Origin of the sequence: Pseudomonas sp. CNPSo 3701, from assembly GCF_028674975.1 — a bacterium.
GTDB lineage: Bacteria > Pseudomonadota > Gammaproteobacteria > Pseudomonadales > Pseudomonadaceae > Aquipseudomonas > Aquipseudomonas straminea.
The window spans coordinates 151,200-169,546 of sequence record NZ_JAQZSI010000004.1; the positions used below are offsets into that span (position 1 = coordinate 151,200).

The 18,347-nt window shown below is 60.7% G+C and carries 14 protein-coding genes; all 14 read right to left on the reverse strand.

The features are described from left to right. Positions 1 to 95: 95 nt before the first annotated feature. The 14 genes from PVA39_RS13045 to PVA39_RS13110 all read right to left on the reverse strand — a co-directional run bounded on the left by PVA39_RS13045 (position 96) and on the right by PVA39_RS13110 (position 18,224). Positions 96 to 683, reverse strand: coding sequence for a LysE family translocator (locus tag PVA39_RS13045; protein ID WP_274124985.1), 588 nt, complete (start codon positions 681 to 683; stop codon positions 96 to 98). Positions 684 to 834: 151 nt separating this feature from the next. Next, the gene (locus PVA39_RS13050) at positions 835 to 1,143 is read right to left on the reverse strand and encodes a hypothetical protein (RefSeq protein WP_274124412.1); all 309 of its coding nucleotides are present in this window, start codon (positions 1,141 to 1,143) and stop codon (positions 835 to 837) included. Positions 1,144 to 1,299: 156 nt separating this feature from the next. Continuing rightward, positions 1,300 to 1,971, reverse strand: a complete 672-nt coding sequence (locus PVA39_RS13055) for a hypothetical protein (protein WP_274124413.1) — start codon at positions 1,969 to 1,971, stop codon at positions 1,300 to 1,302. 1,211 nt (positions 1,972 to 3,182) lie between these two features. Beyond that, positions 3,183 to 3,473, reverse strand: a complete 291-nt coding sequence (locus PVA39_RS13060; protein WP_274124414.1) for a DUF7660 family protein — start codon at positions 3,471 to 3,473, stop codon at positions 3,183 to 3,185. A gap of 648 nt (positions 3,474 to 4,121) precedes the next feature. Then, positions 4,122 to 6,500, reverse strand: coding sequence for an efflux RND transporter permease subunit (locus tag PVA39_RS13065; RefSeq protein WP_274124415.1), 2,379 nt, complete (start codon positions 6,498 to 6,500; stop codon positions 4,122 to 4,124). A 19-nt stretch (positions 6,501 to 6,519) separates the two neighbouring features. Continuing rightward, positions 6,520 to 7,563, reverse strand: a complete 1,044-nt coding sequence (locus PVA39_RS13070; protein ID WP_274124416.1) for a YCF48-related protein — start codon at positions 7,561 to 7,563, stop codon at positions 6,520 to 6,522. A 164-nt stretch (positions 7,564 to 7,727) separates the two neighbouring features. Beyond that, positions 7,728 to 9,089: a DUF1329 domain-containing protein gene (locus PVA39_RS13075; RefSeq protein WP_274124417.1), complete on the reverse strand. Its 1,362-nt coding sequence runs from the start codon at positions 9,087 to 9,089 to the stop codon at positions 7,728 to 7,730. Positions 9,090 to 9,104: 15 nt separating this feature from the next. Next, positions 9,105 to 11,069: a DUF1302 domain-containing protein gene (locus PVA39_RS13080; RefSeq protein WP_274124418.1), complete on the reverse strand. Its 1,965-nt coding sequence runs from the start codon at positions 11,067 to 11,069 to the stop codon at positions 9,105 to 9,107. A 527-nt stretch (positions 11,070 to 11,596) separates the two neighbouring features. Then, positions 11,597 to 14,260 (reverse strand): aminopeptidase N, encoded by a 2,664-nt coding sequence (gene pepN / locus PVA39_RS13085; RefSeq protein WP_274124419.1) that lies wholly within the window; start codon positions 14,258 to 14,260, stop codon positions 11,597 to 11,599. 68 nt (positions 14,261 to 14,328) lie between these two features. After that, positions 14,329 to 15,162 carry a DUF2797 domain-containing protein gene (locus PVA39_RS13090; RefSeq protein ID WP_274124420.1) on the reverse strand — a complete coding sequence of 278 codons (834 nt, stop codon included), beginning with the start codon at positions 15,160 to 15,162 and terminating at the stop codon, positions 14,329 to 14,331. Beyond that, a complete protein-coding gene (locus PVA39_RS13095) occupies positions 15,162 to 15,425 on the reverse strand; it encodes a YeaC family protein (RefSeq protein ID WP_013790930.1) in 264 nt (87 codons plus the stop codon). Before PVA39_RS13095 ends, PVA39_RS13090 begins: the two co-directional genes overlap by 1 nt. A 71-nt stretch (positions 15,426 to 15,496) precedes the next feature. Continuing rightward, positions 15,497 to 16,366: a rhomboid family intramembrane serine protease gene (locus PVA39_RS13100; RefSeq protein WP_274124421.1), complete on the reverse strand. Its 870-nt coding sequence runs from the start codon at positions 16,364 to 16,366 to the stop codon at positions 15,497 to 15,499. Continuing rightward, positions 16,363 to 17,337, reverse strand: coding sequence for a metallophosphoesterase (locus PVA39_RS13105; protein WP_274124422.1), 975 nt, complete (start codon positions 17,335 to 17,337; stop codon positions 16,363 to 16,365). Before PVA39_RS13105 ends, PVA39_RS13100 begins: the two co-directional genes overlap by 4 nt. Further along, positions 17,337 to 18,224, reverse strand: coding sequence for an NAD(+) kinase (locus PVA39_RS13110; protein WP_013790927.1), 888 nt, complete (start codon positions 18,222 to 18,224; stop codon positions 17,337 to 17,339). The genes PVA39_RS13105 and PVA39_RS13110 overlap by 1 nt, the downstream gene beginning before the upstream one ends. Positions 18,225 to 18,347: the final 123 nt, after the last annotated feature.

Consider the following 18,347-nt stretch of genomic DNA (forward strand, 5'->3'; position numbering starts at 1 on the left):
CCGCCAATTCACGCCGATCCTGACACCACCGCAACGGCGTACTGCTTCGCGAATGGAACGCCGCCCGGTACGCCCTTGCCCTGGTGTTCGTTGGCTTACCCCAGCACCAGATACCCCGCACTGGCCACCAGCAACCCCGCCAGCACCCGATTGAAAACCCGCACCCGCCGCGGCGCCTGCAAGTACGGCTGCAAACAGGTCCCGGCGATAGCCCAGCAAGCCAGCGACAGATAACAGACCACACAGTAAATCGCCGCGAACTGCCACACCCGCCCCGCATCGCCATCAGCCGCAAAGGCGCCCGTGCCGGCAATCGCTGCCAACCACGCCTTGGGGTTAAGCCACTGCATCAGCGCGCCGCCAGCAAAGGATGCAACTGGCCCGCCTTCAGCGCTGTGCAACGCGCCGTTATCGACCGCCAACCGCCAGGCCAGATAAAGCAGAAAGGCCACGCCAGCCCACTGGATCGCCGTCGTCAGCCACGGCAGCAGCACCAGCAACTGATGCAGGCCCAGACCGATCAACACCAGCAGCAACGTAAAGCCCAGAGTCGCCCCCGCGACATGCCGCATGGCCACCTGCAGGCCATGGCGGGCACCCGCGCTTAGCGACACCAGATTAACCGGCCCGGGCGAAATGGAAGCGGCCAACGCGAACGCCGCCATGGACAGATACAGACTCATCATCACGCCTACCTCACTGCTGATCGAGTGAGGCACGTTACGCAGCGCCCAACCGGGCGTATTGAAGAAAATTCGCATGCTCTGAAACGGAAAAACCGCGGCCAGGTCGCGGTTTTTATTTGCTGATCATCTCGATGGGCGGGCGTGGAGCTTAGAGTGACGCGATGGCTGAATTAATAAATGGCACGTGTATCAGAGAGCGATCTTCAACCAGAGCAGGAAGCAGTTCAGTTATTTTTCCAGCTTCAAAAGTTGGCTCAAGGTGCCAGGCGTCCACTGGCACGCCATGACAGACGCTAGTTTCATATATAAGATCCTCCAGCGTGCAGCACCATATGTCGCGAGCAATCAGACTAAATTCTTTATTCTCGATTTGAATCAATAAGAACTCAACATGACCATCTTCAAATAAAGCCAATTCGACTTCTACTGCCTCTATCTTGTACGCGGGAGTTGGCATCCAGAGTAGCTCTGGATGTGGTTGAGGTATAGATGTAGAGAAAAGCCTAATCATATAAGTCTAACGCTCGGCTCATGCGCCGGCTTGGAGCCGAAAGCGGCGAAAAATCGATCGTAATGCAGCCAACTGTTAGTGCATGCTTTCTAAATCTGCAAGTTACCATATCCATATCTTGTTAAAGGCCGATATAAACATCGCCAAAAGCACAATCAGAAATGAGGCAGTCGCGAATGCAGCCAGTCCAGTGAACCAATCAACCCAGCCAGGATACGTTGTTTGCAGCATCGGCTTAAATACTAGGTCGGCCAGCCCGGCCGCCCCCACTATCCCAAACACCGCCGTCAGCCACCGGTCCATCCGTGACCGTTGTTTTTCGGCCTTGTAACGTCGCTCATCTAAGAACCATCTAGCCTGCTCTTTCCCTGATGCGATGAGTCCTGTTGTGCCGGCAGCAGTCATCAAAAACTCAAGCGCATCAGTAATCTCGCCAGCTTGGCTTGATTTGTGAATTACAGAATCGGCATTGGCCAACGTTTCGTACGCGTATACAAGTTGTTCATCGGATGGAGGTCCTTCTGCTATGGCACATGCCCGCGCAATGCGAATGTTGTGATACTCGAAGTGCTCCGCCCTGGCCTGGTTCTCTAACAAATGAGCCCTTGTGTTTGGGTCATCCCAAACATTGTCAGATGCGCCCAGTGGGCGCAGCCACGTCCAGAGCAAAACTGCTCGATTGCCGTGTAAGCAATAGTCATTAAATGGACTAAGGTCAGGAGGGAGGTGCGGAGGATCAGTCATTTCAGGGGAGCGCATCAGGATACGGGACATCGATTGTCCGTACATCTCAAATAACTGGTCCTTGGATTTAGGCTGGCCGGCGAATCGCATTAAGGAGACTGAGGGCCGGCCTTGCCACAACTGTACTCCTGCTACCCCGTCATTCTTTTTGTAGTTTTTTGATACTACCTGCGATGCTACCGCATTTGCGTAGATGGATCTGCAAAGGTCAGTCGTCCCCTCCCAATCCATTTGGTCCTCCGATCCCGCGATTTGATGTAAGAGCCATGGATCCCCTAACAGAAAAGGGGACAACAGAAAAGGGGACAGATTTATTTTAGATCAGTAGCACAGCGCCATAAATAAATCTGCCTCTTTTACTATATAAGTAAAGTCCTCATATGGTTACCAGGAGCACTAAGCTAGCCTTTTAATCACAATTGTAATGAATGCTCCTGCACATGCCCCTATCCACGCCAAAGCGCCATCAAACCAATACGCAATTAATTGAAATAAATATATAGAGCTGAAGCCTAAAAACGCACCTACTAAGGCTCTTATAAAAAAATTAGGGGGCCTGCCTCTGAAAATGATCCTTATTGTAGCTGCGTAAAATATTCCGCTAAAGAAAGCTGGTACAGCCATTAGCGGATAGGCAATTCCCCATCCGGCCATTGAGAGCGGGATTGAAAATAGAGCCCAGAAAAGCGACGGTCCAGGGCTGGCGGATAACGAGCCTGCACTGACAATTAAAATATATGATCCAACTGCTGGAGCTAGAGCAGTGGTAATTAGGGCCGCCCTAAAATAGTGCCAAATCACATCAAAAAAAGATTCGCTTTCTGTTGTCGCCACTGTTTAACCCCTGACAGTGATTAGATAGAATCTCTTAACTAACACAATAATAAAGTTTTCTGCAGAAGCGCGATCTACCCGTATTTGCACCACCCCAAAACCATACCAATCAAAAAAGTTACCAACCTACAGAGCGATGCCACCTGTACCACTTGACCTCCGCATTCTCCCCGCCATCACTGCCCTATGACACCAGCCCCATCGTGTATTAGCAAAACAACCTCTGCGACATACAAATGCCGTAGAGGTCGCGCCTTTTATAGAGCCAACCCGTCAGTGCGCCAGCAGGACGATAAGGGGACAGATTTATTTTAGACCAACAGCACTGTGCCATAAATAAATCTGTCCCCTTTTCCGTAGCCGGTCCCAGTGAACGAAGTGAGCGATTTGAGCGCATAGTTAGGTATTTACTCATAAATTTTTCCGCAGTAAAGAAAAACAGCAAATTGCTTCCACGGATTTGATAGAGAAAGACCTTGAGCTAGACCGAAGTCACTAGCCTCAGCCCATGCGATTGCACTTTCAAGAAAAGACTCGATGGTGGTGTTTTCCCAGCCATTAGCATCGGAGCCATATGGTGAACTCGGATTTGCCTTTTTCTGTACAACAGATGCAGCACGATCTGCTGCTAATGCGCGTGCAAAGACCAAAAAGCTTTCAATGTCTTTGACATCCTCAAGTAATTTGCTTAGGTCCATTGTTTAGCACCTAACGCACAGGTTCACCCGCGCTGAGCGCGAGCGTTGGAAGTCACGCCGGAGGCGTGGCCGTCGGGTGGAACTGCTGGTTGAGCGGCGAGCAGTAGCACAGCTGCTCCACTGCTTGCGATTTTAGCTATTGAGCCATAAATGCTTTTTAGCCGGCCATGAGCGAGAAGAGCTTCCGGGAGTGGCTGCCTCCCGTGTCCAGGATCGTTGTACGCAAAAAATTCCGTGTCCATTTCACACATGGCGAGAAACGAAGTGGCGACAATGGCGGTGCCGCAATGCGCACAACGTAGAACATAGGAGCCATGTTGCACGATGGCTTCGATCTGTTCGGAACTGCACTCGCTGCACTTCATGAGGATTCTTTCCTTCGACGCTCAACAGGGATTAGGTAAAATTCTTCGTCAACACGATAGTAAAGCGTTCTGTATAAGCGCGCCCTACCCGTATTTGCAAAAATTAAACTCGATGTCAATCAACAACTTACCCAACTATAGAACGGCCTACCTGTATTCGCCTGGCTTCCGCATTTCCACGGCCAGCACTGCCCTATAAAAACCAGCCCTATCCTGCATTAGCAAAACGACCTCTACGGCATACAAATGCCGTAGAGGTCGTGCCTTTTATAGAGCCAACCCGTCAGTGCGCCAGCAGCGAACCACCCTTCTTGCCGGCCAGTTTCTCGGGTTTGATCAGGTAATGGGCCAGGGCCGGCAGCAGCCACAGTGCACCGAACATGTTGACAATGAACATGAAGGTCAGCATCAGGCCCATGTCGGCCTGGAACTTGATGGCCGAGAACATCCAAGTCGCCACGCCGATGGCCAGGCACAGGCCGGTGAACAGCACGGCTTTACCGGTCGAGCGCAGGGTCTGGTAGTAGGCTTCCTGCAGCGGCAGGCCGGCGCGCAGGAAGGTTTCCAGGCGGCTGTATATGTAGATGCCGTAGTCCACGCCGATGCCGACGCCCAAGGCGATCACCGGCAGGGTCGCGACCTTCACGCCGATGCCCAGGAAGGCCATCAGGGCGTTGCCGAGGATCGAGGTGAGAATCAGCGGCAGCACGATGCACACGGTGGCGGCGAAGGAGCGGAAGGTGATCATGCACATCACGCCGACGCACAGGTACACCAGCACCAGAATCAGCAGCTCCGAGGTGCTGATCACCTCGTTGGTGGCCGCTTCGATACCGGCGTTACCAGCGGCCAGCAGGAACTGCACGTTCTCGGACTGATGCTCGGCGACGAAACCTTCGACCGCTTTCACCGCACGCTTGAGGGTTTCCGCCTTGTGGTCTTCGAGGAACACCAGCACCGGCGCCACCGAGCAGTCGCCGTTATACAGGCCGTCGGCACGGGCGATGGAGTTGTTGAGCACGTCTGGGTTGCGCGACAGGGTTTCCCATTTCAGGTTGCCCTCGTTCATGCCCTTGATCACCTGGCGCGACACGCTGACCATGGAGATCGCCGACTGCACGCCCGGGGTGTTGTCCATGGTCCACATCAGCTCGTCCATGGCGGCCATGGCTTCATAGGTCGAGCAGCCTTCCGGCGCGGTCTTGACCATCACCACCAGCACGTCGGAGCTGGTCGAGTAGTTGCGGATCACGAAGTCGTTATCCAGGTTGTAGCGCGAATCCGGGCGCAGCTCCGGCGCGCCCTGATCGAGGTCACCGACCTGCAGGTGCTGGTGCTGGTACCAGAAGCCGCCGACCGCAGCGACCAGCGCCAGAGTCACGGAAATCGGTGCCACGCGGCCGCTGGCGAAGTTGGACAGGCGGCGCCAGAACGGATGTTCGCTAACCGCATCGCGCTTGCTACGCTCCACCGCCTTCTTGCTGATGCCGATATAGGAAATCGCCACCGGCAGCAGGATCAGGTTGGTGAACACGATGACCGCCACACCGATGGAGGCACCGATGGCCAGCTCGCGGATCACGCCGATGTCGATCAGCAGCAGGGTGATGAAGCCCACGGCGTCGGCGAGGATGGCGATCATGCCCGGCAGAAACAGCTGCCGGAAGGTCAGCCGCGCGGCCATCAGCGGCGTATCGGCCGCACTGGACTGCAGGGCGATGCCGTTGATCTTCTGCACGCCGTGGGAGATGCCGATGGCGAAAATCAGGAACGGTACCAGCATCGAGTAGGGATCAATGCCGAAGCCCACCGTGTGCATCAGCCCCAGTTGCCAACCCACCGCCACCAGGGTGGTGATCACCACGGAGATGGTGCTGCGGATGCACCAGGTGAACCAGTACAGCAGCACGAAGGTAATCAGCAACGCCACGCCGAAGAACAGCGCGACCATCATCAGACCGTCGATTAGGTCGCCGACCTTCTTGGCGAAGCCGATGATGTGAACCTGTATGTCCGGGTTCTGCGCCTGGTACTTGTTGCGGATCTTCTCTTCGAGCTGGTGGGAGAACTGCTGGTAGTCGAGCTTGATCAGCCGGCCCTGGTCCTCAGGATCCGGGTAGGACTCGAGCAGCGGCACGTCGATGATGCTGGACTTGAAGTTGTTGGCCACCAGGCGGCCGATCTGCCCGGACTTGAGCACGTTGCCGCGCAGCTCCTCGAGGCTCTGCGCGCTGCCGTCGTAGGTCTGCGGAATCACCTCGCCGCCGGCGAAGCCTTCTTCGGTCACTTCGGTCCAGCGCACGCTGGGGCTCCACAGCGATTTGAGCCCCGAGCGGTCGACGCCGGGGATGTAGAACACCTCGTCGTGAATCTGGCGCAGGGTTTCCATGTAGGACTTGCTGAAGATGTCGCCGTCCTTGGCCTCCACGGAAATACGCACGGTATTGCCGAGGTTCGCCAGGTCGTTGCGGTGCTCCATCATGTTCTGGATGAACGGATGGCTCAGCGGGATCATCTTCTCGAAGCTGGTCGAGGGGCGCACCTGGGTGGCCTGGAAGAACAGGAAGACGCTGACCAGCAGGCAGATCAGGATCACTGCCGGTCGGTTGTTGAAGATCAAACGCTCCAGCAGGCTGGCCTTGTCTTGATCAAGGTTACTCATCGAACACTACCCCAGCTTGTTATTGTTGGCCTGGATTGGCACCGGTCTCGGTGGTCAGGCGCACACCGCCCTGCCCGACCAGCACCAATTTGCCGTCTGCACCCGCAGTGACGCCCGCCACGGACAAACGATCAGGGCGGTTGAACACGCTGAAGCTGTTGCCGTGGTCGGTACTGCGCAGCACGCTGCCGCCATGGCCGACCACCACGATGCTGCCGTCGTCCAGGGTCGCCGCACTGGCCAGCCCGAACTCCAGGTCGCCGCCACCGGCTGTGGTCAGCGCAACCTGCTGCCAGGTTTCACCGGCGTCCTTGGAATGGAACAGGTGGCCGCGCAGGCCGAACATCAACAGGCCATTGGCCTCGCCGCTGGCGATCACGCCGAACAGCGAGCCCTGGTAGGGGCTTTCCAGGGTTTCCCAGCTCTGCCCGCCATCGGTGGAGCGAAATACGCTGCCCGCTTCGCCAACGATGAACAGGCCGGCGCCCGGTACATCGGCGATGGCGTTGAGGTGATAGGTGTCTTCATTGTCGAGACGGTCGCTGACGTCATCCCAGGTGGCGCCGCCGTCGCTGGTTTCCAGCAGCGCACCGTAGGCGCCGATGGCGAAACCGTGCTGGGCGTCCTTGAACCACACGTCGAGCAGCGGCGCTTCGCGCTGCAGGTCCTCGAACTGCTTGGTCCAGGTGGCACCGCCGTCGCTGCTGGCCAGGATCAGTGCATCGTGGCCGACCGCCCAACCGTGCTGGTCGTCGACGAAATACACGGCGGTGAGCAGCTGTCGGGTCGGCACCTTGGCCTGGGTCCAGTTGACGCCGCCATCGTCGGAGAACAGCACATGGCCGCGCTCGCCGACCGCCACCAGGCGCTTGCCGGCATGGGCGACATCGAGCAGGAGACTGGAGACGGCTCGCGTCGACGGCACCGAGAAGGTCGCTGCGTCGGCAGCCTGAGCCTGCATCACCGGCAGGCCCGCCACCAGCAGCGAGCACAGTGCCAGGACCTGCAGCACGGGCCGCGGTTTCTTACCGCTTCGGGTGCGCCGCACCATGGGCTCACTCATACACAACTCCCCCTTGTTCTTGTTATATCCAGCGCCTTGAAAGCGCCGCCTATGCTATCGGCCTTTGCGGAACATGGTAGCCACCACGATCTGCTGTTTTGTAAGAAAAAGCCCGCGTTATCGACCGCGCGAATGCCTGTCGCACAACAGGCAGGCTTTGCCTTCTATCGGGTGCCGCGACGACGCAATGCTGCCGGTGTGAAGTAACTGTCTTCGGCCATCGGCTGGCTGAAGTCGATGGTGTTGGCTTCCTCGTTGTCCAGGTTCTGCACGTGGTAGCGACGCGCCTGCAGATCATGGAACACATCCAGCGCAGACCAGGTGGTCGGCAGCTCGTAGTAGTTCTTCAGGTAGGCCATGGACACGCGCCACAGCTCGCCGCGACCATCGTACTGGTCGACCACGGCGGCCTGCCAGCTGTCTTCATCGAGATAAAGGGTGCGCTTGGAATAGATGTGTCGCTGGCCCGGCTTGAGCGTGCCCTCCACCACCCACACGCGGTGCAGCTCGTAGCGCGTGTAGGTCGGGTTGAGGTGGCCGACCTGCAACAGGTCCTTGTACTTCACCTCAGGGCTGGTGAGCTTGTAGCTGTTGTAGGGGATGTAGATCTCGCGCTTGCCGAGCAGCTTCCAGTCGTAGCGATCCGGCGCGCCGTTGAACATGTCGGTGTCATCGGCGGTGCGCAGGCCATCGGCCGTGGAGATCGGCGTGTCGTAGGCGAGGTTCGGCGCGCGGCGCACCCGGCGCTGGCCGGCGTTGTAACCCCAGGCCTGGCGCGGCTCCTTGACCTGATCGAGGGTCTCGTGGACCAGCACCGCACCGCCAGCCAAACGCGCCGGGCTGCGGGTGAACGACAGGTAGTAGAACAGGATGTTGTTCAGGTTGGCGTAGCTGCCCTTGGGGTCATAGAACTTGAACAGCGCTTCCTGCTGCGAGGTGACCAGCGAGAAGGAGCCGTTGCGCTGCACTGCCACTTCCGAGGCACGGCGTACCACGTAGGTGCCGCGGTAGCGGGCGATGTGGTTCCACAGGGCTTCCACGCCGTTCTGTGGAATCGGGAACGGAATGCCGCCGTAGGCATCGGCGAAACCATTGCCGCCGTCGAGCAGCTTGGCGCTGACCGCGTTCTTGGCAGTGTTGGCATATACCCACTGCGGCGCCGAGCCCGAACGACGGCTGGGGTAGACCGGCATCTGGAAGCTATCCGGATAGGTCTCGAACAACGCCACCTGCCCAGGCGTCAGCTGATCACGGTACTGAGCCAAGTTGGCACGAGTGATGGTGAACAGCGGCTTATCGGCGGCGAACGGGTCGACATGGTGGGTGCCCGAGCCCTTGTAACCGGCTGGTGCCTGGGTGATGCCACCGGTCCAGGCCGCAATGGTGCCGGCAGCGTTGCCAGCCTTTTCGGCACCCAGCGGCGTCAGGCTACTGCCGAGCTTGGCGGAGTCCTGCGGCGATACCGCGGCCATGCTGTTGCCAGCCAGCAGCACCAGCGCGACGGCGACACCCTTGATGTTCAGCATGCTCTATCCCCGTGATCAGAAGGAGTATTTGACGTTGACGCCGATGTTGTCGCGGTCGCGCACGGCGTTGTTGTTGCCACCGCCGGAAAACTCGGTGTATTGCAGTTCGGCTTCCAGGCTGTTCATGTACGCCGCCTTCATACCGAGGGTGTAAGCCTTGCGGCCCTCGACGAAACGCCCGGTCTGGTAGGAGTTGCCTTCGAAATCGTCACGATAGACGACGTAGGGCGACAGGTTCACCCCGGCGAACACGTCGTTCCAGGTGCCCGACAGCACCAGGGTGTAGCCGTAAGCATTGCGGTTGACCTGGTAGCTGCGCCCGTAGCCGAAGGTATAGGACGAGTCGCCGCGGCCCGAGTAATAGCGGGTCGAGCCATCGAAGGCGGTGTACTTCAGGTCGCTGCCACGCAGGTGCTCGGAGGCCAGCTCGGCCACCCCGGTCAGCGTATCGAAACCCAAGGACGGCCCGAAGTTGTAAATGGTGCCAAGCGACGCGTCATAGGCCTCGACGCGCTCGTAGTTACGGATCTGCTCACCCAGCTGCAGCGCCTGGCCGCCGATGTTGCCCTGTTGCCCCTGCACCAAAAGCGGCGCCTGACGAAGCAGATCACCGAGCAAGTCGTTGGTGGCGGCAATGGCGATTGGCAAGTTGGGCCGGTAGGTCAGCTCACCGAACAGCGAGGCATCGCCCACGGTGGTGTTGAAGCTGAAGCCGTACATGCGGATGTTTTCGACATACTCGCGCTGGGCATTGATCTGATTGGCGGCATCGACGGTGGCGGCGCCGTTGACCAGACCGAGCAGTTGCTGAGCAGTGGTATTGCCTAAACCGGCCAATGTCTGCAGCGTCGAATAACTGCTGATCGCGTTGCTGCTGGCGGCTGCGGTAAGCGCATCCAGGTCAAGCCCCGAGAAGCCATTCAGATCGGCATGGAGCGTCGGCTCCTTGGAGTGGTAATTGACGAAGTAGAAGCCAAATTCGGTCGAGTTCAGCTGTTCGGCGATGTAACGGAAGGCAACGCCGAACTGGCCGTCGTCCTTGGCCTTCAGATCCGAGCCGATGGAGGCGGCCTTGAAGTAACCGTTGCTGTCCAGATACTCGGTGCCCTGCAGCCCGCCAGCCCTGAGCGCACTCAAAGCGCTGTAGTTGCTACGAAAATCGGTGCCGCCTAGCGCGGTGTTTCGCGCATACGCCGTACTGCCACCCTCGGCGAACAGATCGGTCTCCGAGAAATAGCTGCCCACCGGGTCGATGGCGCTTTCCTTCCATTTGAACTGGTAGAAGGTCTCCATCGACAGGTTGTCGGTCAGGCCGATATTGAAGCTGACCGCCTCGACGGGAATCAGCACTTCCTTGAGTTCGGCGCCGGGCAGGCGGAAGCGCGCGCCGTCTACCGGGTTGCTGGTGTTCACCCCGCCGCGATAGAACAGGCCTTCGCCCCAGTTGAACACCTGGCGACCCAGGCGCGCACTGAGCGGGTGCTCGGCGACGTCCCAGTTGCTGTAGATGTAGGCGTCGAGAATCTGCGCATCGCGACCTGCAGCATGCCGCGTGTCGCGGGTGAAACGGTCATCGTTGGGCGTGTTCTGGCTGGGCTGTGCGATCCGGTTGCCGTTGTAGTAGTCGTTGCGCTTGTCCATGATCTGCGTGTCATAGAACGCCGTGCCGCGCACGAACAGCCCGTAGTTCTGGTAGTTCATCTCCAGATCGGAGGTGACCTTGAACACCTCGGAGACCAGCCCGGTGTCGAAATTGCGGTTGCCGTCGTTGACGTTGACGTCGTCGTTGTCCCTGCTTTGCCCCTGCACGCGCCACAGCTGCCCGTAGGACAGGGTGGTGTCCAGCGAGCCGCTGATCTCGTTATCGGCGAAGCTGAACTCCGCGGCCTGGGCAGGCGGCGCCGCCAGCAACGGCAGCATGCCGGCCAGGGCGAAGCCGGCTCTTGCCCGCGGGGCCTGCTCGAGGGACTTGATACGCATTGAATACTTACTCCGCAGACAGACAGTCATTGTTCGTGCGGCCCGTTTTTCTGGCGGGCCTACGGGTACCTGACTTGGCACCCGGCGATGACCTTGGACTGGCTGGCGTCACTGCAAACTGCAGTGCAACCTTGGTGCCAATTCAAACGATCGTATTAGCTGAAAGCGCTTTTCTAGAGCAGCTCCGTAGCGTCCTTTTGTGACTGGTCGGCCACTGACCAGCAACAGCCGATTAGCGACCCAGAATGGCTCACAAACACTTTCAGCAGGCTGTCGAAACGCATCAGTGACGGAAAAAAATCACGGCTAAATGCCAGCATCAGGGCAGCGGCGGCGATAGTAAGGGCGTCGCCAAGCGCGGCGTTAGCTTTTCATTCCTCGAAGTAACAAAAAATTGTTACCACCAAGGCCACTGGTAACAGCGAGCAGGTGATTGGCGGGAAGAAAAACGGCGTCCAGAACGGACGCCGGGGGGAGATCAAAAAGCCTTGCTACCCAGGACGGCGATTGCCGCCCCGGGCACGGGCTCAGGCCAGGCTCTTGCTGACCACCTCGTAGACGTCGGGCGACAGCTTGCCGGAGGCGAGAACGCGCTCAAGCTCGGCCTTCATCAGCGCCTGACGTTCAGCGCCGTATTTTCGCCAGCGGGTCAGCGGCGCCAGCAGGCGCGAGGCGATTTGCGGGTTCAGCGCGTTGAGCATGATCACCTGATCGGCCAGGAAGCGGTAGCCGCTGCCGTCGATGGCATGGAAGTTCACCAGGTTCTGCCCGGCGAAGGCGCCGATCAGCGCGCGCACCTTGTTGGGGTTCTTCAGGGTGAACGCCGGGTGCTCCATCAACGCCTGCACACGGGCCAAACCGCCCGGCAAGGTGCTGGCGGCCTGCACGCTGAACCACTGATCCATGACCAGCGCATTGTCCTTGAAGTGCTCGGCAAAGGCGTCGAGGGCCTTGCTGCGCTCGGCCTCGAATGGCGAATTGACCAGCACCGCCAGGGCAGTCAGGCGCTCGGTCATGTTGTCGCTGTTCTCGAACTGATCGAGCGCCGCGGCCAGCACCTCCGGCTTGTCACCCAGCATCAGATAGGACAGCGCGATGTTCTGCAGCGCACGGCGGGCGAAGTGCTCGGCCTCAGCCACGTAAGGCGTGTTGCGCGACACCTCGCGGTTGGCCTGGTAGAGCTGCCACAGCGGCTCAAACAGCGCGTCGGCCAGTTGCTGGCGGGCGAACTCGCGGGCGCCGTGAATGGCGTCGACATCGGCCACGTCGCTGATTTCGGTGAGGTAGGCCTCGCCCGGCAGCGACAGCATTTCGGCGACCATGGCCTGATCCAGTGCGTCGTCCTGCAGCAAGTTGCGCAGTGCACTGACCAGGCGCCCGTCGAGCACCAGCGCTTCACCGCGCTGGTACTGGCTGATTAGCTCCTGCAGCACCTGTACGCTAAGCTGCTGGCCGGCTTCCCAGCGGTTGAAGCCGTCGCTGTCGTGCTGCATCAGGAACATCAGCTGGTCGCGGTCGTAGGCAAAGCTCAGTTTCACCGGCGCGCTGAATCCGCGCAGCAGCGACGGCAAAGGCTTTTCGGCAACATCGACGAACGTGAACGACTGCTGCGCCTCGGTCACCGACAGCACGCGATTGCCGCCCACCGCGGCGGCTTCGCCCTGCAGGCGCAGCGGCAGGTCATTGCCCTGCCCGTCCAGCAGGCCCAGCTCCACCGGAATCACGAACGGCAGCTTGCTGCTCTCGCTCTGCCCTGGCGTGGCCGGGCAGCTCTGGGTGAAGGTCAGGGTGTATGTCTTGGCGGCGGCATCGTATTGCTCGGTCACCGCCAGGCGCGGCGTACCGGCCTGGGTGTACCAGCGCTTGAACTGGGTCAGGTCGACGCCGCTGGCATCTTCCATGGCCTTGACGAAATCGTCGCAGGTCACGGCCTGGCCATCGTGGCGCTCGAAGTACAGGTCCGAGCCCTTGCGGAACGCCTCGGCGCCCAACAGGGTGTGGATCATGCGCAGTACTTCGGCGCCCTTCTCGTAGATGGTCAGGGTGTAGAAGTTGGAGATTTCCATATACGCGTCCGGGCGCACCGGGTGGGCCATGGGGCCGGCGTCCTCGGCGAACTGGTGGGTGCGCAGGTAGGCGACGTCCTGGATGCGCTTGACCGTCGGCGAGTTCATGTCCGCCGAGAAGGCCGCGTCACGGAATACCGTGAAGCCTTCCTTGAGCGACAACTGGAACCAGTCGCGGCAGGTCACGCGGTTGCCCGACCAGTTGTGGAAGTACTCGTGGGCGACGATCGCCTCGACGCGCTGGTGCGCGGCATCGGTGGCGGTCTCGGCGCGGGCCAGCACGGCGCTGGAGTTGAAGATGTTGAGGCCCTTGTTCTCCATGGCGCCCATGTTGAAGTCATTGACCGCGACGATCATGAAGATGTCCAGGTCGTACTCGCGGCCATACACCTCTTCGTCCCACTTCATGGACTTCTTCAGGCTGTCCATGGCGTGCTGCACCTTGTCGATGTTCTCCGGCTCGACGTAGATGCGCAGCGTCACTTCGCGGCTGCTCATGGTGGTGAATTTGTCTTCGACGCACCAGAGGTCACCGGCGACCAGAGCGAACAGGTAAGCCGGCTTCTTGAACGGGTCTTCCCAGGTCGCCCAGTGGCGGCCGTCGTCTTCCTCGCCACTGGCGATCGGATTGCCGTTGGACAGCAGGATCGGGTACTTCTGCTTGTCGCCGCTGAGCGTGGTGGTGAAGCTGCTCATCACGTCCGGGCGGTCGAGGTAATAGGTGATCTTGCGAAAGCCCTCGGCCTCGCACTGGGTGCAGAACATGCCGCTGGACTTGTACAGGCCTTCCAGCGCGGTGTTGCTCTCCGGGTGGATGCGCACGGTGCTGTCGATGACGAAACTGGCCTGGGTGGGCTGTACGGTGAGCGTGCTGTCGGTGAGCTGATAGTCGCCGGCACCCAGTTCGCGGTCATCGAGCTTGAGGTGCAACAGCTCGAGCTGCTGGCCGTCCAGCACCAGCGCTGGCAGTTCGGCGGACAGCTGCGGGTTGCGGCGCATCACCAGTTGAGCGTGTACCAGGGTGTGATCCTCGAACAGCTCGAAGGTCAGGTGGGTTTCGTCGATCAGGTAATCCGGCGCCTGATAGTCCTTGAGGTAGATGGTCTTCGATTGCTCGGTGCGCATGGGAACCTCTTCGATGCCACGCCAGCGGGCGCGGCAAACAGGTGAATGGTGTGGGCCGCGCCTGCCGGTCAGGCGGCGCAGCTGGCGGCGATCTGGTACGCGGTGTACTTGCGAATGTTGATGACGCCCGTGTCGAACATCAGGTACTGGCCCTTGATGCCGAGCAACGTGCCTTCAGCGATGGGGTTCTTGTCCAGGTTGAAGCTGGTGATCTTCGCCGGATAGGCCTCTATCGGGTAGCGGATTTCCACCACGCTCTGCTCATTGAGCGGCTGCACGGCCTGCAGGCCGAAGCGCTGTTGCAGCTCGGTGATGCCACCGGCGCAGGCATCGAAGATCTGCTCGCGCACGTGCAGCAGTTCGACCGGCGCCGCGTCGCCCTTGAGCAGCGCGCGCCAATTGGTCTTGTCCACCACCTGGCTGCGCAGCAGGTCTTCGACGAAGCCCGACTGCTGGCGCGTGGCGACCCGCATGATCGGCAGCGCCTGGGTGGCGCCCTGGTCGATCCAGCGGGTGGGAATCTGCGTGGCGCGGGTGATGCCGACCTTGATGCCCGACGAGTTGGCCAGGTAGACCACGTGGTCGGTCATGCAGAACTGCTCGCCCCAACTCGGCTCGCGGCACGTGCCGGCGTCGTAGTGGCAGCGCTCGGGGCTCATGATGCACAGGTCGCACTGGGCCAGCTTCTGCATGCAGGGATAGCAATAGCCCTGGCTGTAGCTGGACTTGGTCTTGCGGCCACAATGGCTGCAATGAATGGCGCCGAGAAACTCCAGGCGCACGGTCTTGCCGATCATCGGGTTGACGGCGACCTGCTCGTCACCCAGGCGAAACGCGTATTGCACCGGCGCATCGAGCTGGGTTGCCATCTTGCTCAGGGCGCCGCGGGCTACTTCTAACATCAGTGCAGGGTTTCCGAGGATTTGAAGAGAATGTTGGGAATGGGCGCGGATTTCGACGCGCATTCGGAAGTGCCCATGTAGCCGGTGCGTTGATCCTCGGGCAGGTTCTCGATTTCCCAGGCGATCATCGCCTGCAGGCTCAGCTCCTTCTGCTCCTGGGTGAGCTTGCGGCCGTCCGGCCACTTGCCGATCTCCACGGCCAGCTTGAGGCTTTCATACACGTCCGGGGTGATGTTGCGGATCAGTTCGACGAAGGAGGACATGGCTGACTCCGGGGCTGGAAAAGCGCTGATTCTACCCTATCTGACCCGCCAAGCCGAGGCGCCGGCGATGCTCAGCGCCGCGCGAACTGGCGAGCCAGCAGCCCGCCGATGGCGCCGGTGAGGCAGCCGGCGACCAGCCCGCCGACGTGGGCGGCGTTGGCGATGGCGCCGAACTGCAACAGCTCGAAAACGCCGGTCATGCAGACCAATAGCCAGATCAACATGCTCACCAGCACGCCACGCGGCAGCCGGTACGCCGCATTCGGTGCCAGCCACTGGAAAAGCCAGCAGTGCCCGAGCAGCCCGTAGAGCACGCCGGACAAACCGCCGAACAGCGCCGGCCCGCCGTAGACGTACTGCGCCACGTTGGCGGCCAGGCCGAACCACAGCGTCAGCAGCAACAGCATCAGCGCGCCCTGCCGCGCCTCGATGCGCCGCCCCAGTTCCCAGTACCACAGGCTGTTCATCGCCAGGTGGAGAATGCCGAAGTGCAGCAGCATGGGCGTCAGCAGGCGCCACCACTGGCCGCTGTCCATGGCCTGGGCGAAGTTCGCGAAATAGATGTACTGCCCGTCGATATGGAAGTCGACGAAACTCAGCCAGCGCACCACATCGTAATCTTCACCTCCCCAGGTCAACACCGCGACCAGCAGGGTCAGCGCCAGCACGACCAGGGTCAGCGGGCTGCGCCTGGCCTGGGCGGCGATGCCGGGCCGCGAGCTGGCGACCGGTGCTGCCACGGGCTGCAGGTTCGGGTCGCCCTGGGGCGCCCGTGCATACAGCTCGCGCACCTGGGCGGCGATTTCTTCGCTCGGCACCCAGAGCACTTGCTCATTGCCCTGCTCGGCCACGCGGTGCGGTACGCCAAGCCGGGCCAGCAAGGTGATGAAGGCCGCCAGATCCTGCTCCAGTGGCGCGCGCAAGGCGATCACCGGGCTCATTGCGACAGCTCCGGCCGCTCGACTTCGACCCAGACGAATTTGGCCGGGTCCAGACGTTTTTCCTGATCCAGCCGGTAGGCCACCAGCTTGCCGTACATCACCGCGCTGTAATCCAGGCAGGCGATGTTCGGGCAGATCGGCGCCGGCGTGCCGCTGCGCCAGTAGTGGCCGACGAACAGCGGCGGCTGCTCGGGGCCGTAGGTCAGCAGCTGCGCCTTGTCCTCTTCGCTGAGCGGCAGGCAGGCCACCTGCTCGGGCAACGGGTCGGGCTGGAACTGCACGTCGCCGTATGTCAGCGGGTTGCCGGCCCAGAACTTGGTGCGGAAGAACGAGCGGGTAAACCCGTCGCTGCTGGTCATGGTCAGCCCGCCCGGCAGGCGCATGTCGGTGCCGCGCAGCAGGCGGTCGAGCACCGTGCAGGCGAAGCTGCCGGGAATGGCCGACGCCTGCAGGAAGTGTTCGTCGATGCAGCCGCTGGGAAATTGCCCGCGCAGCGAGGCGATCATGGCCTCGTCCCAGCAGGCGTGCACCACGCGGAAATGGCCGGCATCGAGAAACAGCGGCATCTCGTAGAACCACGCCAGCATGTCGCGCCATTCATCCGGGTAGGCCTCGAACTGCCGCAAGGTTTCGCCGATCAGCCGTTCGTGCCGCGCCGTGTGCTCACGCACGAAGACGCGCCCGCTGCCCGGTGGCGCCGGGGTCATCCAGCCCAGGGCGTTGAACTCATGATTGCCCATGATGCACAGCGCCTCACCGGCGCGCACCATGTCGTGTACCAGGTGCACGGCCTCGCGGATGCGCGGGCCCCGATCGATCAGGTCGCCGAGGAAGATCGCCATGCGCTGCGGGTGCCGCCACACGCCGTCCTGAAGGCGATAGCCCATGCGTTCCAGCAGGCGCATCAGGGTATTGGCGCAACCGTGCACATCACCGATCAGGTCATAACCGCGGGACGGATCGAGCTGCATCAGTCGCCTCCGCCGAGTCGGCTACCCCAACCCAGCTTGGTACGGCAGACCTCGTAGTAATTGTGATCCAGTGGATGGATCAGGCACAGCTTCTGGGATTTCTTGCGCACCGTGATGGTGTCGCCCGGCGCGCAGGTGAAATGGTTCTGGCCGTCGCACGACACCTGCGGGTAGAGCTGCAGGTCCTTGGAGACGACGATCTTCAGCTCGCTGTTGCCATCGACCACTATGGGCCGGCTGGACAACGTGTGCGGGTACATCGGCACCACCACAATGGCATCGAGCTTGGGGTGCATGATCGGCCCGCCGGCGGACAACGCGTAGGCCGTGGAGCCGGTTGGCGTGGCGACGATCAGGCCGTCGGCTTTCTGGCTGCAGACGAACTGGCCGTCGATATACAGCTCGAACTCGATCATCCGGTTCGACTTGCCCGGGTGCAGCACCACATCGTTGAGCGCATCGCCCTGGCCGATGGCCTCGGAATGGCGGCGCACTTCGGCTTCCAGCAAAAAGCGGTGTTCGGTCAGGTAGTTGCCTTCCAGCACCTCGGCGACCTTGGATTCCAGCTCGTCCGGGCGGATGTCGGTGAGAAAGCCCAGGTTGCCGCGGTTGATGCCCAGCACCGGCACCTTGTGACGGGCCAGGGCGCGACCGGCACCGAGCATGCTGCCGTCACCACCAACCACGATCACCAGATCGCAGAACTCGCCCAGGTGCTTGCGCGCCGAGGTCTGCAGGCCGTGGCCCGGCAGCACCTCGGCGATGGTGTCGTCGAGAATCACGTGCAGCTGGCGGTCGAGCAGGAACTTCTTCAGGCGGCGGATGGTATCGAGCACCTGGGTGCTGCCCAGGCGGCCGATGATGCCAATATTACGAAACTGCTCCATGGGGCTCCCGCGACGCTCTGGCTCTAATGGCATGGATTATGGGCGAAGGCACCCTGCGCCAGCAAACCCTGACGCCGACGGCCCTGGCAGGCCGTTGAAAAACGTAGGCGAGGCAGCCAGTGC